Below are 17,975 nucleotides of genomic sequence, written 5' to 3' on the forward strand. Positions count from 1 at the left end.
CGGCGTCCGCTGACCGGACATCCGGCGGCTCGGGGTTGACGAGGTGCTCCCGGGGGTAGCGTCCTGACCATGACCGACCACGTGCGGATCGGGATCTTGGGTGCGGCGCGGATCGCGCCGGCGGCAGTGGTTCGACCGGCCCGGACCTCGGGGGTGGTCGAGGTGGCGGCGGTGGCGGCGCGGGACGTCGGGCGGGCCCGGCGGTTCGCCGACCGGCACCTGGTGGCCAAGGTGCACGACAGCTACGAGGCGCTGCTGGACGACCCCAACATCGACGCGGTCTATGTCCCGCTGCCCAACGCGCTGCACGGGAGGTGGACGCTGCGGGCGTTGGCGGCCGGGAAGCACGTGCTGTGCGAGAAGCCGTTCGCCGCCAACGCCGAGGAGGCCGCCGAGGTGGCCGAGGTGGCGAACGCGAGCGGGCTGGTGGTGATGGAGGCGTTCCACTACCGCTACCACCCGCTGGCCGCGCGGATGGCCGAGGTGGTCGGGGAGCTGGGGCCGCTGCGGCACGTCGACGCGCGGCTCGCGTTCCCGCTGCCGAGGTTCGGCGACATCCGGTACTCGCTGGAGCTGGCGGGCGGCGCGCTGATGGACGCCGGCTGCTACCCGGTGAACCTGGTGCGGCTGCTGGGCGGCGGCGAACCCGAGGTGCGCTCGGCGCGGGCGCTGCTCAAGGGCGAGGGCGTGGACCGGGCGATGCGGGCCGAGCTGCTGTTCCCCGCCGGGCACACGGGCACGGTGGTGGCGTCGATGTGGTCCCGCTCGGTGCTCAAGCTGTCGGCGAGGGTCATCGGGGAGAACGGCGAGATGCGGGTGCTCAACCCGTTCATGCCGCAGGCGGGCCACCGGCTCACCGTGAAGCTGGCGGGGCAGCGCCGGGTGGAGCGCTTCGACCGCCGCACGTCCTACGCCTACCAGTTGGACGCGTTCGCCGGCGCGGTCCTGCGCGGCGAACCGTTCCCCACGACGGCGGACGACGCGGTTTCCACCATGCGGGTGATAGACGCGATCTACTCGGCCGCCGGTCTCGCCGTTCGCAGACCCAGCAATTCCGCATAATTCGTGTTCACCACCGGGTGGAATACAGATCCATTCGAGCGAACGAGCTATTCCTCCTTTCCCCGGCGCGGCTAGCGTGCGATTCACGGCCAATCGTCCGGGGAGGGACATGAGCGGCTTCGAGGTGGACGTCGAAGGGCTGCGCGCGGCTGCCGCGTCGGCGGCGTCGGCGGGGGAACGGGCGCGGCGGGTCGGGCTGGGCGAGGCGGTCGGGCAGGTGCCGGCCGGCCTGCCCGGTTCGCGGTCGGCCGACCGGGCCGAGCGGTTGGCGAGGGCGTGGGACGACCGCGTGGCGACCTGGTCGCGGGACGTGGGCGCGTTCTCCGCGAACCTGTCGGCGTCGGCGGACCGGTACGCGGCCGACGACGCCGCGTCCGCGCGCGACTTCTCCGGCGGGCTGGTCGGATGGCCCTGACCTACGGGGACGTCCGCCGGTGGGACGCGGACGGGCTGGAGGGCGCCGCGCAGGCGGTCCGGGGCCGCAAGGACCTGCTCATCGGCCTGGAGGACGAGCTGGTCGGCTCGTTCGGCCCGCTGTTCTGGCACGGCGACGGGGCCACCGCGGCCCGCGGCGCGCTCGCCGCCATCAGGGACCGCGCCGAGCACGTCGTCGCCGAGGCCGGGTCGGTGCAGCGCGCGCTCCAGGAGGCGTCGGACGCGGTCACCGCGCTGCGCCACCTCGTCGAGGAGGCCGAGTCGGTCGCCCGCGCCCACGGCTTCGGCATCGCGGCCGACGGGTCGGTGCGCGACGAGGCGCCCGGGACGCAGCCCGCCGACGAGCGCACCCGCCTGGCCGCCGAGCTGGCGGACCGCGTGGAACGCGTGCTGGTCGCGGCGCGGGCGGCGGACGACTCGCTGGCCGCGGCCCTGGCCAAGGCCGAGGCGGCGCAGGTGTCCGACGGCGGTGCGGCGAGCCTCGCCGAGGCCGACCCGACCGCGCGCACCGAGGACGGGCGCTACCGGGTCGGACCGCCCGACCGGCCCGACATCCGGTTCGACGACGATTTCGCGCACGGCTCGGCGGAATCGAACTGGCGGGACCAGGTGTCCAAGGCCGAGTGGTTGGCGAAATTGCGCGGGGCGCAGGCGCTGGGCATGATGCCGGACGCCACCGGGATGTACGAGCACTATTGGAAGAACAGCGGTGAACCGCGCGGGTTCGACTACGACAAGGCCGTCCGGGAGGACTCGGGAATCCGCGCGGGCCTCGACGGCGAGATCACCCGGGCCGCGCGGGCGGCGGAGGAGCTGGTGCGGGCGGGGCACACCGAGTTCCCCCTGACCGGGCAGCCGTCGGCCGCCGACTCGTACCCGAAGACGGAGAACTGGCAGAAGGCCGTCGGCGCGTACCAGGTGTGGAGCCACGGGAACGTGCGCGTGGACGGGAACCGGGTGACGATGACGGTCACCGTGGAGGCCGAGGACCGCTACAACTTCAACCGCGGCCAGGCCGACATCGCGACCGGTGCGGGTGACGACGAGAACGGCAGGTTCACCGAGGTGGGGTGGGCGAAGCCGTTCGACACGCACGGCCAGGCGACCAGGACGGTCACCTGGGAGCTCGGCAACCCGCCGCAGGGCGCGCCCGACGTCGTCGCGCCCCGCGTCGACGAGGGCACGCGCGGCGCGGAGCGCGACCGGGGCCCGACCCCGGACAACCCGAGGGAGCGGCGCTAGTGGACGGCGTGCCGGCGGAGCGCCGGGTGACGGCGCCCCCGCCTGCGGGGGTCGTACCGGGGGGACCCCGGCCAGGGGGGTCTCGACCTGCGGGGCCCCGGCCTGCGGGGGCTCAGCCAGCGGGACCCCGGCCCGCAGGGGCTCGACCGGCGCGCCCCCGACCGGCGGGGCCCCGGCCGTGGGTGCTCGCGCTGGCCGCGGTGGCGGCGGTGCTGGTGGTGCTGGTGGTGGGTGCGGTCGGTTACCGGGTGCTGGTGGTGGAGGAGGACGAGCCGATGGCGAGCACCGGTGCGGCGGTGAAGTCGGGGACGGGTGAGCTGCGGACCGACCTCGACCCGCTGCTGTCGCGGTTCCCCGCGCTGGGGACGCCGGGGGGAGCGCGGTGGATGTCGGGCACGTACGGTCGCGCCGACGTGCCGGGTCCGTCGACGTACTGGATCGACGCGGTGGTGGCGCTGCCGGCCGACCGGGTGGCCGGCCTGGTGGCCGCCCACCACCCGACCGAGCAGGGCCTGCGACCGTCGGTCGCGGACGGGCTGCGCGACGGGCTCCCGCCCGGCCCGTTCCTCACCGGCGAGGCTCTGACCAGGGCCTTCTCCGGCGGTCGGTGGTCGGCGACGGCGTACCTGGACGTGCGGTCGGGGACGCTCGTGCTCACCGCCACCGGCACGTGACGGCCACGCCCGGCGTCCGGTTCGGGCATGATCCCGCGTTCCGTCGTCAAACGCACGACGTGCTCCTAGACTCACCCGGGTGAGCGACGAGCTTGTCCCCGACCCCCGTCAGATGCGCGCCTCGGACGCCGACCGCGAGCAGGTGGCCCGGGTGCTCCAGCAGGCGCACGGCGAGGGTCGCCTCGACCTGCACGAGCTGGACGAGCGGTTGGCGGCGGTGTACGCGTCGAGGACCTACGGCGAGCTGGTGCCGCTGACCGCCGACCTCGGCGTGGCCCCGCCCACCGTGCTGCCGGCGCCGCTCCAGCACACCCCGCCGTCCTCGCGGGTCGGCGGCACGCCCGGCTCGGCGACGTCGTTCGCGTTCTGGTCCGGCGTCGACCGCCGCGGCGAGTGGGTCGTGCCCGTCACGCACAACGCCGTGGCGGTCATGGGCGGGGTCCAGCTGGACCTCACCAAGGCCCGCTTCGCGCAGCAGGAGACGACGATCAACGCCTACGCGCTGATGGGCGGCATCGAGATCATCGTGCCGCCGGAGGTGACCGTGCGGGTGGACGGCGTCGGCTTCATGGGCGCCTTCGAGGACTCGACCCACAAGGGTGAACCGACCGTGCCCGGTGGTCCGGTGGTGCGCGTCACCGGCTTCGCGATGATGGGCGCGGTCGAGGTGCGCCGCCCCAAGAAGAAGAAGCTCAAGGGCGCGAAGCGGGACGAGATCGAGGGCTGAGCGGACCTCCGCACCCCCGCTGACCAGCCCTTACCCGCTCACTTAGGACGGCCGTCCCAGTCCGCTTAGACTCGGCTGCATGGCTGCTCCATCGACACAGGCGTCGCTGCCCCCGGCGCTCGCCGACGCCGTCCGGGACGACGCGTCGCTGCGCCGGTTCCTGCACGGGCTGCCCGGGGTGGACCAGGTCGGCGTCGAACAGCGCGCGGCCGGTCTCGGGACGCGCAGCATCAAGAAGGCCGCGAAGCTGTGGGCGATCGACACGGCGATCTCCATGGTCGACCTGACCACGCTGGAGGGCGCGGACACGCACGGCAAGGTGCGCTCGCTCGCGGCCAAGGCGCGCAGGCCCGACCCGGACCGGCCGGAGGTGCCGAGGGTCGCCGCCGTGTGCGTGTACCCCGACATGGTCGCGACCGCGGTGGAGGAGCTGGCGGGCACGGGCGTCAACGTGGCCAGCGTGGCCACCGCGTTCCCGTCGGGCCGCTCGTCGCTGAAGGTGAAGCTGGAGGACACCGCGTACGCGGTGGACGCGGGCGCCACCGAGATCGACATGGTGATCGACCGGGGCGCGTTCCTGTCCGGCCGCTACGGCCAGGTGTTCGACGAGATCGCGCAGGTCAAGCGCGCGTGCGGCGACGCGCACCTCAAGGTCATCCTGGAGACCGGCGAGCTGGCGACCTACGACAACGTGCGCCGCGCCTCGTGGATCGGGCTGCTCGCGGGCGGCGACTTCATCAAGACCTCCACCGGCAAGGTGTCGCCCGCCGCGACGCTGCCGGTGACGCACGTGATGCTCCAGGCGGTGCGCGACTGGCACACCCAGACCGGCGAGCTGCGGGGCGTGAAGCCCGCGGGCGGCATCCGCAGCACCAAGGACGCGATCAAGTACCTGGTGGCGGTGCACGAGGTCGCGGGCCCCGAGTGGCTGACCCCGGACCTGTTCCGGTTCGGCGCCTCCACGCTGCTCAACGACCTGCTGATGCAGCGGCGCACCCAGTTGGACGGCCACTACAGCGGCCCCGATTACGTGACGGTGGACTGAGACATGTGGGAATACGCGCCCGCGCCCGAGTCGCGGGACATCGCGAACCTCAAGCCGACCTACCGGATGTTCGTCGACGGCGAGTTCGTCGAGGGCGGTGGCGAGCCGCTCAAGACGATCAACCCGGGCACCGAGGAGGTGCTCGCCGAGGTCTCCACGGCCACCGCCGCGGACGTCGACGGGGCCGTGAAGGCCGCCCGCCGCGCCTACGACCGGGTGTGGGGGAGGATGCCGGGCTCCGAGCGGGCCAAGTACATCTTCCGCATCGCCCGGCTGGTCCAGGAGCGCGCTCGCGAGCTGGCCGTGCTGGAGTCGCTGGACAACGGCAAGCCGATCAAGGAGTCGCGGGACGTGGACGTGCCCACGGCCGCCGCGCACTTCTTCTACCACGCGGGCTGGGCGGACAAGCTCGGCTACGCGGGGTACGGCCCGGACCCGCGCCCGCTGGGCGTGGCCGGCCAGGTCATCCCGTGGAACTTCCCGCTGCTGATGGCGGCGTGGAAGATCGCGCCCGCCCTGGCCTGCGGCAACACCGTGGTGCTCAAGCCCGCCGAGACGACGCCGCTGAGCGCGCTGGTGCTGGCCGAGATCATCCAGCAGGCCGACCTGCCGCCCGGCGTGGTCAACATCCTGCCCGGCGCGGGTGACGTCGGCGCGGCCGTCGTGAACCACCCGGACGTGGACAAGGTGGCGTTCACCGGGTCGACGGACGTCGGCAAGACCATCCAGCGGCAGCTCGCGGGCACCAACCGCAAGCTCACCCTGGAGCTGGGCGGCAAGGCGGCGAACATCGTGTTCGACGACGCCCCCATCGACCAGGCCGTCGAGGGCATCGTCAACGGCATCTTCTTCAACCAGGGCCACGTGTGCTGCGCGGGCTCGCGGCTGCTGGTGCAGGAGTCGGTGGCCGAGGAGCTGCTGGAGAAGCTGCGCGTGCGCGTGTCCACGCTGCGCGTCGGCGACCCGCTGGACAAGAACACCGACGTCGGCGCGATCAACTCGCGCGAGCAGCTGACCCGCATCCGGGAGCTGGCCGACACCGGCGAGGCCGAGGGCGCGGAGCGCTGGACGTCCGCGTGCCCGTTGCCGGAGAAGGGCTTCTACTTCGCGCCGACCGTGTTCTCCAACGTGTCGCAGGCCATGCGGATCGCCCGCGAGGAGATCTTCGGGCCGGTGCTGTCGGTGCTGACGTTCCGCACGCCCGACGAGGCGGTGGCCAAGGCCAACAACACGCCGTACGGGCTGTCCGCGGGCATCTGGACCGAGAAGGGGTCGCGCATCCTGTGGGCGGCGCAGAAGATGCGCGCCGGCGTGGTGTGGGCCAACACGTTCAACCGCTTCGACCCGACCGCCCCGTTCGGCGGCTACCAGGAGTCGGGCTTCGGCCGCGAGGGCGGTCGCACCGGGCTGGAGGCGTACCTCGATGTCTGACCGCATCGCCGTGGCGAAGACGTACAAGCTCTACGTCGGGGGCGCGTTCCCCCGTTCGGAGTCCGGGCGCTCCTACCCGGTCGTGGACGCCGGGGGCGCGTTCCTGGCCAACGCCGCTCAGGGGTCCCGCAAGGACGCCCGGGACGCGGTGGGCGCGGCGCGCAAGGCGTTCCCCGGCTGGTCGGGCGCGACGGCGTACAACCGCGGCCAGGTGCTGTACCGGGTGGCCGAGGTGCTGGAGGGCCGCCGCGAGCAGTTCACCGCCGAGGTGGCGGCGTCCGAGGGCGTCGCGGTGGAGGAAGCGCGGTCGCTGGTGGACGCGGCCGTCGACCGCTGGGTCTGGTACGCCGGGTGGACCGACAAGGTCGCCACCGTGCTGGGCGCGGCGAACCCGGTGGCCGGGCCGTACTTCTCGTTCTCCGTGCCGGAGCCGACGGGCGTGGTGGCCGTGCTGGCGCCGCAGGGGTCGTCGCTGCTGGGCCTGGTCAGCGTGATCGCGCCGGTCATCGCGACCGGCAACACGGCGGTGGTCGTGTCGTCGCAGGACCGGCCGCTGCCCGCGATCACGCTGTCCGAGGTGCTGGCCACCTCCGACGTGCCGGGCGGGGTGGTGAACGTGCTGACCGGGCGGACCGCGGAGATCGCGCCGTGGCTGGCGTCGCACGCGGACGTGAACGCCCTCGACCTGACCGGTGCGCCGGAGTCGGACCGGGCCGACCTGGAGCGGTCGGCGGCGGGCACGGTGAAGCGCGTCCTGCGCCACCGGCCGGCCGAGGACTTCACCCGCGAGCCGGACCTGGGCCGGCTGCGGGCGTTCCTGGAGACGAAGACGGTCTGGCACCCGACCGGGGTGTGAGTCGGTTCCGGGGAGGCGCTTCCGGGGAGGCGCTTCCGGCGGGTGGCCGGTCGGGGTGCGGGTCGCTTTCAGCGGCGGCAGCCGACCGCGCTGTAGGCCAGCAGGCCGGTGACGCCCAGCACGACCGCGGTCAACGTGGCCGCGGTCGTGCCGGCGGGTTGCACGTGCCAGGTCAGGACCCGTTCGGCCCACCTCTCGCCGGGCGGGACGACGAGCGTGGCCCCCGCCCAGGCCGTCGGCGGCACCCACGCGGCGCGCGCGCCGAACAGCACCGCGCCCAGCGCCGCCAGCCCGCCGAACCCGGCCACGTCGCGCAGCACGACCGCGTCCGGGGCGGTCGGGTCGGCGACCGACCCGACCGCCGACAGCAGGTCGACCGCCAGGCCGACCGCCAGCAGCAGGCCGACCACGACCGCCGCCCCGAGCAGCAGGTGCGCGGCCCGGCGCGGCGGCCAGCGGAACGCGGCGGTCCGGTCGAGGTCGACGTCGTGGCCGCCGAACCCGGCCGCCAGCGCGGACACCCCCACGGCCGCCCCGAAGGCGGTGAGCTGCGGCGAGCCGCCGGGCCGGTCGAGCCCGCCGAGCAGCACCGCGCCGACCGCGCCCACCGCGGCGACCGCGAGCGACGCGGGCACCTCCCTCGACCGGGCGTGCAGCACCAGCCACCGGGCCGCGGTCACGACGTGCCGCCGGTCAGCGTCCGCAGGGCGTCGCCGGAGCAGGCCGCGAGGACCTCGCGGGTCGCCTGCACGCGGGCCGCCTGGTCCGCCTCGGGCAGGGCGCGCAGCGCGTCCCACGCCGTGCGGCTCAGGGCGTCGATCTCCTCGCCGAGCCACTGCCGGTACAGGGGCAGGGGCTCCAACTCCCCGGTGAGCCACGACGTCAGCACCGTCCTGGCGGCCACCTCGCGGGACACCTCGTCGGGGACTCGCTCCCCGTAGCACGTGCGCGTGCCCGCCCCGGCGACGAGGAACCTCGTCACCTGCTCCGGCGTCACCGGCGTGACCGAGCGGAAGTAGGTGAACTCGTCCAGGTCCACCGGCACCACGTCGGTCGGCTCGGGACCGCGCCGGTCGAGCCGCCCCGCGGTCCCCACGACCTCCCGCACGGCGGTCGGCGGCGACGGCAGCGCGGCCAGCAGCCGCAACGCCTCCCGCACCGGCGGCTCCAGGGCCGCGCGCTCGTTCTCGTGCGCCCGGGTCAGGCACAGCTGCCCCTCGCAGACGACCTCGGCCGCCCGCCGGTCGGCCACCACGGCCTCCGCCGGGCTGCCCGGCAGCAGCGGCACGGCGACCGCGCCCGCCACGACCAGCGGCAGCAGCCCGAGCCACCACCGCCGCAGCGCGAACAGCAGCGCGCCGGTCACGGCCACGCCGGTGAACCACACCGCCTGGCCGGCGGACACGAGCGGGGCCGTGCGCTCGAACACGCTCTCGGGCATCGGGACGGCCGGCCGCAGCAGGGTCAGGCGGAAGGTCTCCCCCACCGGCCCCTGGCCGAACACCATCAGCGCCAGCCCGACCCCGGCCAGCACGGGCGGCGTCAGCGCCGACGGCAGGACCCGCCCCACGCCCAGGCCGAGCCACGCGGAACCGACCAGCGCGAGCACGCCGACCAGCGCGACCGGCAGCCACGCCCAGTGGAAGTGGTCGGTGGCCCGCACGACCCGCGTCGCGCCGACGACGAGGACGAGCAGGTAGGCGGCGCCCAGGGCGACGGCGAACGCGCCGAGCGTCCGGCCGACCCGCTGGGCGCGCGGTCGCGGCGTCGTGGCGAACAGCTCGTCGACGCCCGAGCGCCGGTCGCGCATCCCCTGGAGCGCGCCCGCGCCCAGCACCAGCGGCACGGCGAAGACCAGCATGAACCGGCTCCACTCGACCATCGACGACCACTGCCGGGTCCACGCGGTGCTGTTCTTCGTCGACGGCCCCCAGTTCAGCATGAGCAGCACGACCAGCGCGGTCAGGACCGCGACCACCACGGCCGCGGTGCGCCGCAGTTCGATGCCGAGGATCTTCACCAGGCACGCCCCAGCAGCGCCGAGTAGCCGCGCTCGATGGGGCTGTCGCCGACGTCGTCGGGCCCGCCGGCGGCGGCCAGCCCGGCGGGCGTGCCCTGGAACACGAGCTTGCCCGCGGCGACCAGCACGACGTCGTCGCACGCCGCCGCCACGTCCTCCACCAGGTGCGTGGACACGACCACGCACGCGTCCGCGCCCAGCTCGCCCAGCAGCTCGCGGAACCGCACCCGCTGGCCCGGGTCGAGCCCGGCGGTCGGCTCGTCCAGCAGCAGCACCTCGGGGTCGTTGACGATGGCCTGCGCGATGCCGGCCCGCCGCACCATGCCGCCGGACAGGGTCTTGAGCTTGTCGTCGGCGCGGTCGGCGAGCCCGACCCGTTCGACGGCCCGCTGCACGGCGCCCGGCACGTCGCGCTCGGGCACCTCCTTGAGCCAGGCCACGTACTCGACGAACTCGCGCACCGTGAACCTCTTGTAGTAGCCGAAGTCCTGGGGCAGGTAGCCCAGGCGGCGGCGCAGCGCGCGCAGGTCCGCCGTCCCGGACGTGGCCGAGCCGAGCACCTCCAGCGTGCCGCCGGAGGGCTTCAGCACGGTCGCCAGCGACCGGATCAACGTCGTCTTGCCCGCGCCGTTCGGCCCGAGCAGGCCGTGCACCCCGCGGCCGAGCCGCAGGTCGAGCCCGTCGACCGCGACCCTCCTGCCCGCGCGGACGCGCAACCCCTCCGCCCGGACCTGCCAGGCGTACCCCGTCGGCGCGACCTCCGCCGCTCCCACTGCACGCACCGCTTCCTCCTCCGTCACAGCCGCGCGTAGGACGCGGACCTGAAGAACACGGCGGCGGCGCCCCCCGTCAGCGCCGCCGCCCACAGGGGCGCCGCGCCCGGCGCGAGCACGCCGGGCACGTCGCCGAGCACCACCGCCGGGCCGATCACCAGCGCCACCCACAGGGCGGCGGCGGTGATCGCGGCCCGGCGCACGCCGAGCACGCTGCCGAGGGCGAGCGCCACCGAGGTGACGCCCAGGGACGGCAGCAGCCAGTACGCCGGGGACGCCCCGGTCAGCCAGCCGCCCACCAGCAGCGGCGGCAGCACCACGAGCAGCACGGCGAACGTCCGCCGCAGGACCAGTTCGAGACCGGCGCGCGGCGTGGACAGGACGAGTTCGCGGGCCGGGTCCAGGGAGCCGGTCCAGGCGCCGGCCACGCCCAGGACGGGCACGATCGGCGCGATCAGCAGCACCGCGGACACCGCCGCACCGGTGGGCGTGACGGCGTCCAGGAACAGCGTCCCGAGCAGCACGAGCGCCGTCGTCGCCAGCCAGGGCAGGAACGCGGGCGCCACGCGGCGGGCGAACCGGCGCCGGGGCGCGGGGTCGCCGGGCAGGTCGAGGTCCGCCCACACGGCCGCGGTCAGGGCGGTGACCCGGGGTGGAGCCGCGTCGGCCAGCCGCAGCCGGCACAGCGCGCAGGTCTCCAGGTGCGCTTCGACGGCCCACAGCACGTCGGCGGGCAGGTCGTCGCCCGCGGCGTAGCGGGCGACCAGGTCGGCCGACGCGTGCTCGCCTTCGGCTGCGTGCTCGCTCATGACAGTGCCTCCCGCATCGCGATGCGCGCCCGCCGAGCGCGGGTCTTCACGGTGCCCTCGGGCACCCCGAGCAGGACGGCGGTCTCGCGCACGGTCAGCCCGTCGAGCACCATCGCCTGGAGGACCTGGCGGAGTTCGGGGGCGAGGTCGCGCAGCGCGCCGCCCACCTCGTCGCCCAGCGCGCCGGCCAGGACCTCGTCCTCGGCGGCGGGCACGGCCCGCGCGACGGGCGGCACCCGGTCCTCCCGGGCGCGCCGGCGGAACGCGTCGACCAGGCGGCGGGCCGCGATCGTCCACAGCCAGCCGACGGCCGTGCCGTCCACCGCCGCGCCCGCGAACGAGCCCGCCGCCCGCCACACCGCCAGGTACGTCTCCTGCATCACCTCGGCGACGACCTGCTCGTCCGAGCACCGGCGGCGCAGGCGCACGGCGAGCCACGGCGACGTCCGCCGGTACAGCTCCTCGAAGGCCGCGCGGTCGCCCCCGGCGACCGCGCGCACCAACTGCTCCTCGTCCACACCCGGCAAGACGACCGACCCCCGGACGAGGTTCTCGGTTTTACGTGACCTGCGTCACATCAGTACCAGCTGTTCTCCTCCGCGGTGGCGCTCGTCTCGGCCTCGGCGGTGGCCCGGTGGGACACCGCGGCGACCGCCTCCGCCAACTCCTTGCGCACGTCACCGCCGTTCTCGGTCTCGACGACGACCACGATCTCGCTCTGCCCGGCGCCGTCGTCGACCACGGTCAGCTCGCCGCGGTAGCCGTTCTCGTCCCACGTCACGACCCGGCGGTCGTGGTCGACGCCCGGGGTCGTCGCGGACAGTCCGGGCAGGTGCTGGGGCAGGCTGCCGGGGCGCGCGAGGAAGCCGAACAGCTCCTGCGCGGCCATCCCGACCGGCGCCCGGTACTCGTAGCTGGTCATGCCGCCGGGTACCCCGTCAGGCGGGCCCCAAGACCCCGTCGAACACCGCGCGCAGGGCGTCCGGCGGCCCGGTCATGCCCTCCCGGCACGCGTCCGCGAACGCCACCGGGTCGAGCCCGGCGACCGCGACGTGCCACCCCGCCTCCAGCGCGAGCTGGGCGAAGAACGCCCGCTGCGCGCGACCGTTGCCCTCCCGGAACGGGTGCAGGGCGTTGACCTCGGCGAAGTAGAACGTGAACCGGTCCAGGAGCCGCTCCCGGTCCAGCCCGCGCAGGTACAGCTCCTTGCGCAGCTCCTCGAACAGCCACCCGGCGTACCGCTCGACGTGCTGCCACCCGGCGAACGGGACCGTCCGGGCGATGTTCACCCGCCTGAGCTCCCCCGCCCACGGGTACAGGTCGCCGAAGACGTGCCGGTGGAACGCCCGCAGGTGCGCCAGGTCGTAGGGGCCGGGCAGCGGCCGGATCTCCAGCTCGCCGATGCGGATCGCGCTCAGGCGCGCCTCGGCCTCGTCGCAGGTCCGCTTGTCGGTCAGGCCGAGCTTGTTGAGCAGGACCCCCGTCACCGGGTCCGCGTACGGGTCGTCGTGGGGCGCGTAGTCCTGCGCGCCCGCGCCGTTCCGGGGCCTTTCGGCGGGTGGGTCGTCGAGGGTCACGACCCGCGCAGCGCCTCGATCTCCCGGGCGATCGCCTCGTCCACCGTCAGCTCGCCGGCCGCGATGGCGCGCATCGACGCCACCGTCTCCTCCGGCACGTCCAGCCCCTCCAGGCGGACGCTCGCGACCGCGTCGGCGAACGCCTGGTCGGGGGTGCGGGTCAGGCGGCGGAAGTAGCGGGCCATCACGTCGTGCCGCAACGCCTCGTCGCTGGGCTCGGACTCCGGCAGGTCGCCGCGCGCCACGCGCCACGGTTCCTCCGCGTGCGCCATGTCGCTCAGCTCGTGCCTGCTGAAGTGGCCGTAGCGCTGCACGACCGAGCCGACGACCGCGCGCCCCCGCTCGTCCAGCGCGCCGGGGTCGCCCTCCTCCCAGGCGAAGACCTCGGAGCGGCCCTGGTGGCGGTGGTAGACCTCGGGCACGACCGGTCCGCGCCGCCACGCCTCGATCCGCGCGTCGAACAGCGGCTCGTCGTGCTCGGCCAGGTGCCACGCCTGGGCGTAGTAGAGGAGCTTCTGGAGCTTCATCGGCGACTCGGGGCCGGTCGCGGCGAGCACGGCCGCGGCCACGTCGTGGACGTTCGCCATGCCACCTCCGCAGGGCTGTGAGCTGGGAGTACCGATTCTACCGGATCACCGGTCACGGCGGGGGCGGCCGGTCGCCGCCAGCACGGCCGCGCCTGCCAGCACGAGCAGGCCGCCGAGCAGCGGGAACCCGCTGAGCGGGGAGCCGGTGGTGGCCAGGTGGCCTGACGCGGGTGCGGTGGGCGTGACGGGGGCGGGCGTGACCGGGGCGGGGGTGGCCGGGGTGGGGGTGACGGCGGCCGGGTGGCTGCTGGAGGGGGTGGCCGTCGGCGGGTGGGTGGTGGTCGGGGGCTCCGTCGAACCGGTCGTGGTCGGCTGCGTCGTGGTCGGCTGCGTCGTGGGCTGGGCCGTGGTGGTCGGCTGCGTCGTCGTGGGCTGCGTCGTGGTCGGCTGCGTGTCGCAGGCCACGCGGTCCGCGAACGGCGCGTAGTGGATCTCGCCGCCACTGGCCCCGGCCGAGCCGTGCACGAGGGTGCGCACCACCACCGCGCCCTCGACGTTGGCCGAGCTGTCGTCGACCAGGGTCGCGTTCGGCGCGTACACCGTCCCCCACACGGTCGGCGTGCCGGCGGGCAGCGTGATCGTCCCCGAGGTGGTGAAGTTCCACAGCACGTGCCGCGACGGCCCGTTGCCCTGCCAACTCACGTTCGGCACCGACCACGAGTAGTCGCCGGTCGCGGCGACGTTGACGACCAGCCACGCCTGCTCGCCGGGCTGGAGCGCCCCGTTCAGCGGGTTGACGTTGTCCAGCGCCGCCACCTGCTCCGGGGTCAGCGTCAGCACGTTCCCGCCGGGCCGGAGGCCGATCGTGGCGGTGGGGTCGACGCCGTTCCAGGGCGCCTGCCCGTTCTGGTCGCGCAGCACGACGGTGGACGGGCAGGCGGACAGGTCGGCGTTGACCGCCCGGTAGGCGGCGAACAGCGCGGGGAAGTCGAACCCGCTCGGCCCGCCCACCGACCCGGCGGGCTGCGCGGTCTGCACCACCACGGCGGGCCGGGTGCCCTGGTCGCCGCCGGACGGCACCACGAACGTCACACCGCCCGAGGGCAGCACGCCGGCCGCCGACAGGTCGCCGATCTTGGCGTACGACCGGTCGAGCACGTTCAGCAGCGAACCGGGCGCGCTGTTCGCGAAGTCGGCCCGGCCGCCGACGACGAGGCTGGTCGGCCGGTCGTCACCGGGCAGCGTGTGGGTACCGGGGTTGTTCGCCCCCACCTGGTAGGTGCGGAACCGGAGGTCACCGCCGATCGCGACCGGACCCTCGGTCTCGTTCTCGTGCAGGACCGCGTCGCCCTCGACGAGCACCAGGAACCCGTGGCTCGGGTCGAGCGCCACGTCGTCCGGCGCCACCGGGCGCACCGGGTTGACCGCGGCGGCACGCGGGTGGGCGGGTGCCCACCCGATCGCGGCGACGGCGACGGCGAGCGCCGCGGCGAGACCGACGACTCCGGTGCGACTGGTGCGCATTCTCGGCTCCCGGGGAGGACGACGACTCCAGGGAGCCAACCGCGGCCCACGCGCGGCGGCTCGTCGGCACGCACGCGGGTTCACCCTCAGGTGTGGACTAGTTCGTGCGCCAGCCCAGCCTGCCGTCGGCGGTGACGAGCGGTTCGCAGTGCCCGAGCGGGCCGCGGTGCTCCAGGGCCGTGGCGACCAGGTCCAGCATCTCGTCGATGCTCGTCCACTCCGGCTTGAGCATCTCGCCCGCCTCGCGGTCCCACTCCACCACGCAGCCGGACAGCACGCCGGGCCGCAGGTCCACGGCCAGGGCGTCGCCGCAGCCGTCGAACGCGATCGGCAGCCACTTCGGGTGGAACCCGGTGGTCGGCGACCCGGCCTCGGTGTCGAGCTCCTCGGGCCGGAACGGCTCCTTGAGCCGCCAGGAGCGCAGCGAGTTCGACGGGCCGAGCGGCGTGTAGAACGGCGGCAGGACCTCGGCGAACGCCAGGTCGACGGTGCCGCCGCAGACCGTCCACCACGCGCGCAGGTCCTCGGGCGGGTCCAGGCCGGTGGCAGCGGACAGCGCCTCGACGGCGGCGGTGCCCTCGGGGGGCACGAACACCGATCCGGTCGAGGGGGCGTGGTCGTCCAGCCACGCCACGATCCGTTGCCAATGGCGCAAAACACCCACCCGTACATGATCAGGTCGCGATACCCCGGCGCGGTACCGCTCATCGGGGCACGATCCGCCGGAACGCCGCACGGGCGGGACCGGCATCGGGCAGGATCGTGGCCGCAGGGCGCCCTTCCGGGGCGCGAGAGGGCATCGCAGGGGGACGCGAACGTGGAACGGGGTTTCGGCGTCGACACCGCGGCGCTGTCGGCGTACGGCAGCGCTGCCTCGGGGTTGGCGGGCGAGGTCGGCGAGGTCGGTACGTCGACGTTGGCGGGCACGACGTCGTTGGCCGCCGGCAGCTTCGGCCGGATCGGCGACGAGGTGGGCCTGGGCGCGGCCTTCCAGCGGGCGGCGCAGGCCCAGGTGGACGGGGTGGCCGCCGCGGCGGCCGGGTTGACCGGGTTCGCCGACGCCGTGCGGAAGTCCGGCGAGGCGTACGTGGAGCAGGAGGCGCGCACGAGCGCCGACCTCGGCCGGACCTACCGGGTCTGACGTGGACGTCGGAGGTTTCCTCGCGGGCCTGGTCCAGCCGATGGAGGACCACCTGGCGCGGCTGGAGGGCGACACCGGCGGCGCGTCGGGCGCGGCCGACGCCTTCGGGCGGGCGTCCTCGGCGCTGGCCGAGGTCGACGGCCGGCACACCGGCGCCGCGAACGCCGCGCTGGCCGGCTGGTACGGCGAGAAGGCGAACGCGTTCCAGGAGCGGGTGTCCGCGTTCTCGACCGGCGTGGGCGCGCTGGCCCGCAACGCGACGACCACCCAGCAGGCGGTGACCACCGCCGTGGACGCGGTCACGTCCGGGCGCGCGGCGATCCGGGGGTTGATCGACGAGTTCACCGGCTGGGCCTGGCCCCGGCTCGCGGCGGCCGCGGCGGCGTCGGTGCTGGGCGGGATCGGCGCGGTGCTCGCGGTCGCGGCCGAGGTGACCGCCAAGGCGCGTGAGTACGAGGGGAAGACCGGCCGGGAGCTGGAGCGGGTCCGCACCGAGCTGACCGCCGCGGTCACCCGGTTGCAGGGGCTCCAGCAGCCGGACTTCGCCGGGCTGGGCGCGCCGTTGGGCGCGGAGAGCGGCGGGACCACGTCCACCTCGTCCGTCGGCGACGCCGGCGGCGGCAACAACGGCAACGGCAGCAACAACGGCAGCGGCAGCGGTAATGGTGGGAGCGGCGGCGGCAACGGGGCCGGTGGGGGTTCGGGTGGCGGGTCCGGTGGCGGTTCGGGCGGGGGTGGTGGCAGCGGGCCGCGGTTGCCGGTGGCCATCCCGCCCCAGCCCGGGACCGGCGTGGGCGTGAACCTGCCGGACGGCAGCTCCGCCGAGGCGCCCAACGAGACCGCGGCGCGGGCCGTGCGCAACGCGCTGTCGGCGCTGGGCACCCCGTACGTGTGGGGTGGCGCGAACCCGCCGCAGGGCACGGACTGCAGCGGCCTGACGCAGTGGGCGTACGCGGGCGCCGGGTTCGACCTGCCGCGGCCCGCGTCGTCGCAGGCGATGGGCGCGTCCGTGCCCGCCGACCAGCTGCTGCCCGGCGACCTGGTGGTCTGGGACGGGCACGTGGCCATGGTCATCGGCAACGGGCAGATGGTGGAGGCGGGCGACCCGGTGCAGGTGGGCGCGATCCGCACCGGCAACAGCGGCATGTCCTTCTACGGCTTCTACCGACCGACGGGCTGACGACGTGGACGAGGTGGACGGGGTGGGGAGGGCGGCCCGGCGGGTCGCGGACACCGGGCGGCGGGTCGCCGAGCACGTGGCGCGCACCGGGCCGGTGCTGGGCCGTGCTTCGTCGCCGGACGGCGCGGTCACCGTGGTGGCCCCGCCGGGGGGACCACCGCGCGAGGTGCGGGTGTCGCCGGCGGCGCTGGGCATGGGGCCGCGCGCGTTGGCCGACGAGATCCTGCGGGTGTCGCGGCGGGCGTCGCGGGACGCGGCGAGCCGGGCGCACCGCTCGCTGGAGCGGGTCGCCGGGCCGGAGGCGCTGGCCGCGCTGGCCGGGATCGGGTTCGAGCCCGGCCCGGAGCGCGGTGCCGACGACGACCTCGACGGGGGTTACCTGCGATGAGCTTCGACGGGAGTGGCCCGCGATGAGCGCGGAGGAGCGGCTGGCGGCCGCGGAGACCCTGACCTCGGTCCTCGCGCGGACGACGGGCAGCGCGGAGCACCCGTCGGGGCTGGCGCGGGTCACGGCGACGGCCAACGGCGACCTGGTGGCCCTCGACCTGCACCCGGCGGCGTTGGCGCGCGGACCGGGGGCGGTGGGCGCGCTGGTCGTGGAGACGGCGGCGCTGGCCACCGACGCGGCCGTGCAGAAGAGCTACGACGAGCTGGCGAAGTCGCTGGGTGACGGCGTGGCGATGGCGGTGGAGGCGTTCGCCGGACCGCCGCCGTTCGCGGTGCGCGGGAACCCGAACCGGGCGCGGGAGGCCGTGCCCACCGCACCCCCGGTGAGCCCGCCCGGCCCGCCGCCGCCCTGGGCAGGTCAGGTCGGGCGGGCCCCGCGACGGGGACGACCCGTCGAGCCGGAGGACGACGACGACTACTTCGCCGACCCTTTCCGTGGTCAACGGCAGTAGCCGGTGATCGACCCCGTAGTCTTGCCCCCGCATCGCAAAGGGGCATGGCGTGA

The 17,975-nt window shown here is 75.1% G+C and carries 22 protein-coding genes; 12 read left to right on the forward strand and 10 right to left on the reverse strand.

From position 1 onward, the window contains the following. The first annotated feature begins 69 nt into the window (after nucleotides 1-69). The 8 genes from ACRAKJ_RS38230 (at nucleotide 70) to ACRAKJ_RS38265 (ending at nucleotide 7,472) form a co-directional block, all read left to right on the forward strand. A complete protein-coding gene (locus tag ACRAKJ_RS38230; RefSeq protein WP_438921693.1) occupies nucleotides 70-1,062 on the forward strand; it encodes a Gfo/Idh/MocA family oxidoreductase in 993 nt (330 codons plus the stop codon). Between the two features lie 109 nt (nucleotides 1,063-1,171). Next, nucleotides 1,172-1,477: a hypothetical protein gene (locus ACRAKJ_RS38235; RefSeq protein WP_438921694.1), complete on the forward strand. Its 306-nt coding sequence runs from the start codon at nucleotides 1,172-1,174 to the stop codon at nucleotides 1,475-1,477. Continuing rightward, a complete protein-coding gene (locus tag ACRAKJ_RS38240) occupies nucleotides 1,468-2,739 on the forward strand; it encodes a hypothetical protein (protein WP_438921695.1) in 1,272 nt (423 codons plus the stop codon). The genes ACRAKJ_RS38235 and ACRAKJ_RS38240 overlap by 10 nt, the downstream gene beginning before the upstream one ends. A gap of 182 nt (nucleotides 2,740-2,921) precedes the next feature. Further along, complete coding sequence (locus tag ACRAKJ_RS38245; protein ID WP_438921696.1) at nucleotides 2,922-3,413, forward strand: hypothetical protein; 492 nt, start codon at nucleotides 2,922-2,924, stop codon at nucleotides 3,411-3,413. A gap of 79 nt (nucleotides 3,414-3,492) precedes the next feature. Then, nucleotides 3,493-4,140, forward strand: a complete 648-nt coding sequence (locus ACRAKJ_RS38250; RefSeq protein WP_438921697.1) for a DUF1707 SHOCT-like domain-containing protein — start codon at nucleotides 3,493-3,495, stop codon at nucleotides 4,138-4,140. Nucleotides 4,141-4,219: 79 nt separating this feature from the next. Then, nucleotides 4,220-5,185 (forward strand): deoxyribose-phosphate aldolase, encoded by a 966-nt coding sequence (gene deoC, locus ACRAKJ_RS38255; protein WP_438921698.1) that lies wholly within the window; start codon nucleotides 4,220-4,222, stop codon nucleotides 5,183-5,185. 3 nt (nucleotides 5,186-5,188) lie between these two features. After that, entirely contained in the window at nucleotides 5,189-6,616 is a 1,428-nt protein-coding gene (locus tag ACRAKJ_RS38260) for an aldehyde dehydrogenase family protein (RefSeq protein WP_438921699.1), read from the forward strand. Next, nucleotides 6,609-7,472 (forward strand): aldehyde dehydrogenase family protein, encoded by an 864-nt coding sequence (locus ACRAKJ_RS38265; protein WP_438921700.1) that lies wholly within the window; start codon nucleotides 6,609-6,611, stop codon nucleotides 7,470-7,472. The genes ACRAKJ_RS38260 and ACRAKJ_RS38265 overlap by 8 nt, the downstream gene beginning before the upstream one ends. Before the next feature lie 68 nt (nucleotides 7,473-7,540). Here ACRAKJ_RS38265 and ACRAKJ_RS38270 read toward each other — a convergent pair whose 3' ends face one another. The 10 genes from ACRAKJ_RS38270 to ACRAKJ_RS38315 all read right to left on the reverse strand — a co-directional run bounded on the left by ACRAKJ_RS38270 (nucleotide 7,541) and on the right by ACRAKJ_RS38315 (nucleotide 15,366). After that, entirely contained in the window at nucleotides 7,541-8,152 is a 612-nt protein-coding gene (locus ACRAKJ_RS38270; protein WP_438921701.1) for a hypothetical protein, read from the reverse strand. After that, nucleotides 8,149-9,492 carry a hypothetical protein gene (locus ACRAKJ_RS38275; protein WP_438921702.1) on the reverse strand — a complete coding sequence of 448 codons (1,344 nt, stop codon included), beginning with the start codon at nucleotides 9,490-9,492 and terminating at the stop codon, nucleotides 8,149-8,151. Before ACRAKJ_RS38275 ends, ACRAKJ_RS38270 begins: the two co-directional genes overlap by 4 nt. Continuing rightward, nucleotides 9,489-10,274, reverse strand: coding sequence for an ATP-binding cassette domain-containing protein (locus tag ACRAKJ_RS38280; protein ID WP_438921703.1), 786 nt, complete (start codon nucleotides 10,272-10,274; stop codon nucleotides 9,489-9,491). The genes ACRAKJ_RS38275 and ACRAKJ_RS38280 overlap by 4 nt, the downstream gene beginning before the upstream one ends. 14 nt (nucleotides 10,275-10,288) lie before the next feature. Next, the gene (locus tag ACRAKJ_RS38285) at nucleotides 10,289-11,074 is read right to left on the reverse strand and encodes a zf-HC2 domain-containing protein (RefSeq protein WP_438921704.1); all 786 of its coding nucleotides are present in this window, start codon (nucleotides 11,072-11,074) and stop codon (nucleotides 10,289-10,291) included. Beyond that, a complete protein-coding gene (locus ACRAKJ_RS38290) occupies nucleotides 11,071-11,601 on the reverse strand; it encodes an RNA polymerase sigma factor (RefSeq protein ID WP_447008821.1) in 531 nt (176 codons plus the stop codon). The genes ACRAKJ_RS38285 and ACRAKJ_RS38290 overlap by 4 nt, the downstream gene beginning before the upstream one ends. 50 nt (nucleotides 11,602-11,651) lie before the next feature. After that, the gene (locus ACRAKJ_RS38295) at nucleotides 11,652-11,996 is read right to left on the reverse strand and encodes a hypothetical protein (RefSeq protein ID WP_438922939.1); all 345 of its coding nucleotides are present in this window, start codon (nucleotides 11,994-11,996) and stop codon (nucleotides 11,652-11,654) included. Between the two features lie 16 nt (nucleotides 11,997-12,012). Next, nucleotides 12,013-12,651 carry a Fic family protein gene (locus tag ACRAKJ_RS38300; RefSeq protein ID WP_438922938.1) on the reverse strand — a complete coding sequence of 213 codons (639 nt, stop codon included), beginning with the start codon at nucleotides 12,649-12,651 and terminating at the stop codon, nucleotides 12,013-12,015. Next, nucleotides 12,648-13,238, reverse strand: a complete 591-nt coding sequence (locus ACRAKJ_RS38305) for a type II toxin-antitoxin system antitoxin SocA domain-containing protein (protein WP_438922937.1) — start codon at nucleotides 13,236-13,238, stop codon at nucleotides 12,648-12,650. Before ACRAKJ_RS38305 ends, ACRAKJ_RS38300 begins: the two co-directional genes overlap by 4 nt. A gap of 45 nt (nucleotides 13,239-13,283) precedes the next feature. After that, nucleotides 13,284-14,702 (reverse strand): collagen-binding domain-containing protein, encoded by a 1,419-nt coding sequence (locus tag ACRAKJ_RS38310; RefSeq protein WP_438922936.1) that lies wholly within the window; start codon nucleotides 14,700-14,702, stop codon nucleotides 13,284-13,286. A gap of 97 nt (nucleotides 14,703-14,799) precedes the next feature. After that, nucleotides 14,800-15,366, reverse strand: a complete 567-nt coding sequence (locus ACRAKJ_RS38315; RefSeq protein ID WP_438922935.1) for an SMI1/KNR4 family protein — start codon at nucleotides 15,364-15,366, stop codon at nucleotides 14,800-14,802. A gap of 153 nt (nucleotides 15,367-15,519) precedes the next feature. On the opposite strand from ACRAKJ_RS38315, the gene ACRAKJ_RS38320 reads away from it, so the two are divergent. From ACRAKJ_RS38320 to ACRAKJ_RS38335, 4 genes are read left to right on the forward strand one after another with little or no spacing between them, the layout of a single operon-like run. Continuing rightward, nucleotides 15,520-15,843 carry a type VII secretion target gene (locus tag ACRAKJ_RS38320; protein WP_438922934.1) on the forward strand — a complete coding sequence of 108 codons (324 nt, stop codon included), beginning with the start codon at nucleotides 15,520-15,522 and terminating at the stop codon, nucleotides 15,841-15,843. Between the two features lies 1 nt (nucleotide 15,844). Further along, entirely contained in the window at nucleotides 15,845-17,023 is a 1,179-nt protein-coding gene (locus ACRAKJ_RS38325; RefSeq protein WP_438922933.1) for an NlpC/P60 family protein, read from the forward strand. 4 nt (nucleotides 17,024-17,027) lie between these two features. Beyond that, nucleotides 17,028-17,411: a hypothetical protein gene (locus ACRAKJ_RS38330; protein ID WP_438922932.1), complete on the forward strand. Its 384-nt coding sequence runs from the start codon at nucleotides 17,028-17,030 to the stop codon at nucleotides 17,409-17,411. A gap of 22 nt (nucleotides 17,412-17,433) precedes the next feature. Continuing rightward, the gene (locus tag ACRAKJ_RS38335; RefSeq protein ID WP_438922931.1) at nucleotides 17,434-17,922 is read left to right on the forward strand and encodes a YbaB/EbfC family nucleoid-associated protein; all 489 of its coding nucleotides are present in this window, start codon (nucleotides 17,434-17,436) and stop codon (nucleotides 17,920-17,922) included. Nucleotides 17,923-17,975 lie beyond the last annotated feature (53 nt).

This window comes from Saccharothrix sp. DSM 118769 (assembly GCF_052936295.1).

Coding starts and splice junctions, on each gene's coding strand:
- ACRAKJ_RS38230 (WP_438921693.1), top strand. CDS start 70: ATGACCGACCACGTGCGGATCGGGATCTTGGGTGCGGCGCGGATCGCG.
- ACRAKJ_RS38235 (WP_438921694.1), top strand. CDS start 1,172: ATGAGCGGCTTCGAGGTGGACGTCGAAGGGCTGCGCGCGGCTGCCGCG.
- ACRAKJ_RS38240 (WP_438921695.1), top strand. CDS start 1,468: ATGGCCCTGACCTACGGGGACGTCCGCCGGTGGGACGCGGACGGGCTG.
- deoC (WP_438921698.1), top strand. CDS start 4,220: ATGGCTGCTCCATCGACACAGGCGTCGCTGCCCCCGGCGCTCGCCGAC.
- ACRAKJ_RS38260 (WP_438921699.1), top strand. CDS start 5,189: ATGTGGGAATACGCGCCCGCGCCCGAGTCGCGGGACATCGCGAACCTC.
- ACRAKJ_RS38265 (WP_438921700.1), top strand. CDS start 6,609: ATGTCTGACCGCATCGCCGTGGCGAAGACGTACAAGCTCTACGTCGGG.
- ACRAKJ_RS38285 (WP_438921704.1), bottom strand. CDS start 11,074: ATGAGCGAGCACGCAGCCGAAGGCGAGCACGCGTCGGCCGACCTGGTC.
- ACRAKJ_RS38295 (WP_438922939.1), bottom strand. CDS start 11,996: ATGACCAGCTACGAGTACCGGGCGCCGGTCGGGATGGCCGCGCAGGAG.
- ACRAKJ_RS38305 (WP_438922937.1), bottom strand. CDS start 13,238: ATGGCGAACGTCCACGACGTGGCCGCGGCCGTGCTCGCCGCGACCGGC.
- ACRAKJ_RS38310 (WP_438922936.1), bottom strand. CDS start 14,702: ATGCGCACCAGTCGCACCGGAGTCGTCGGTCTCGCCGCGGCGCTCGCC.
- ACRAKJ_RS38335 (WP_438922931.1), top strand. CDS start 17,434: ATGAGCGCGGAGGAGCGGCTGGCGGCCGCGGAGACCCTGACCTCGGTC.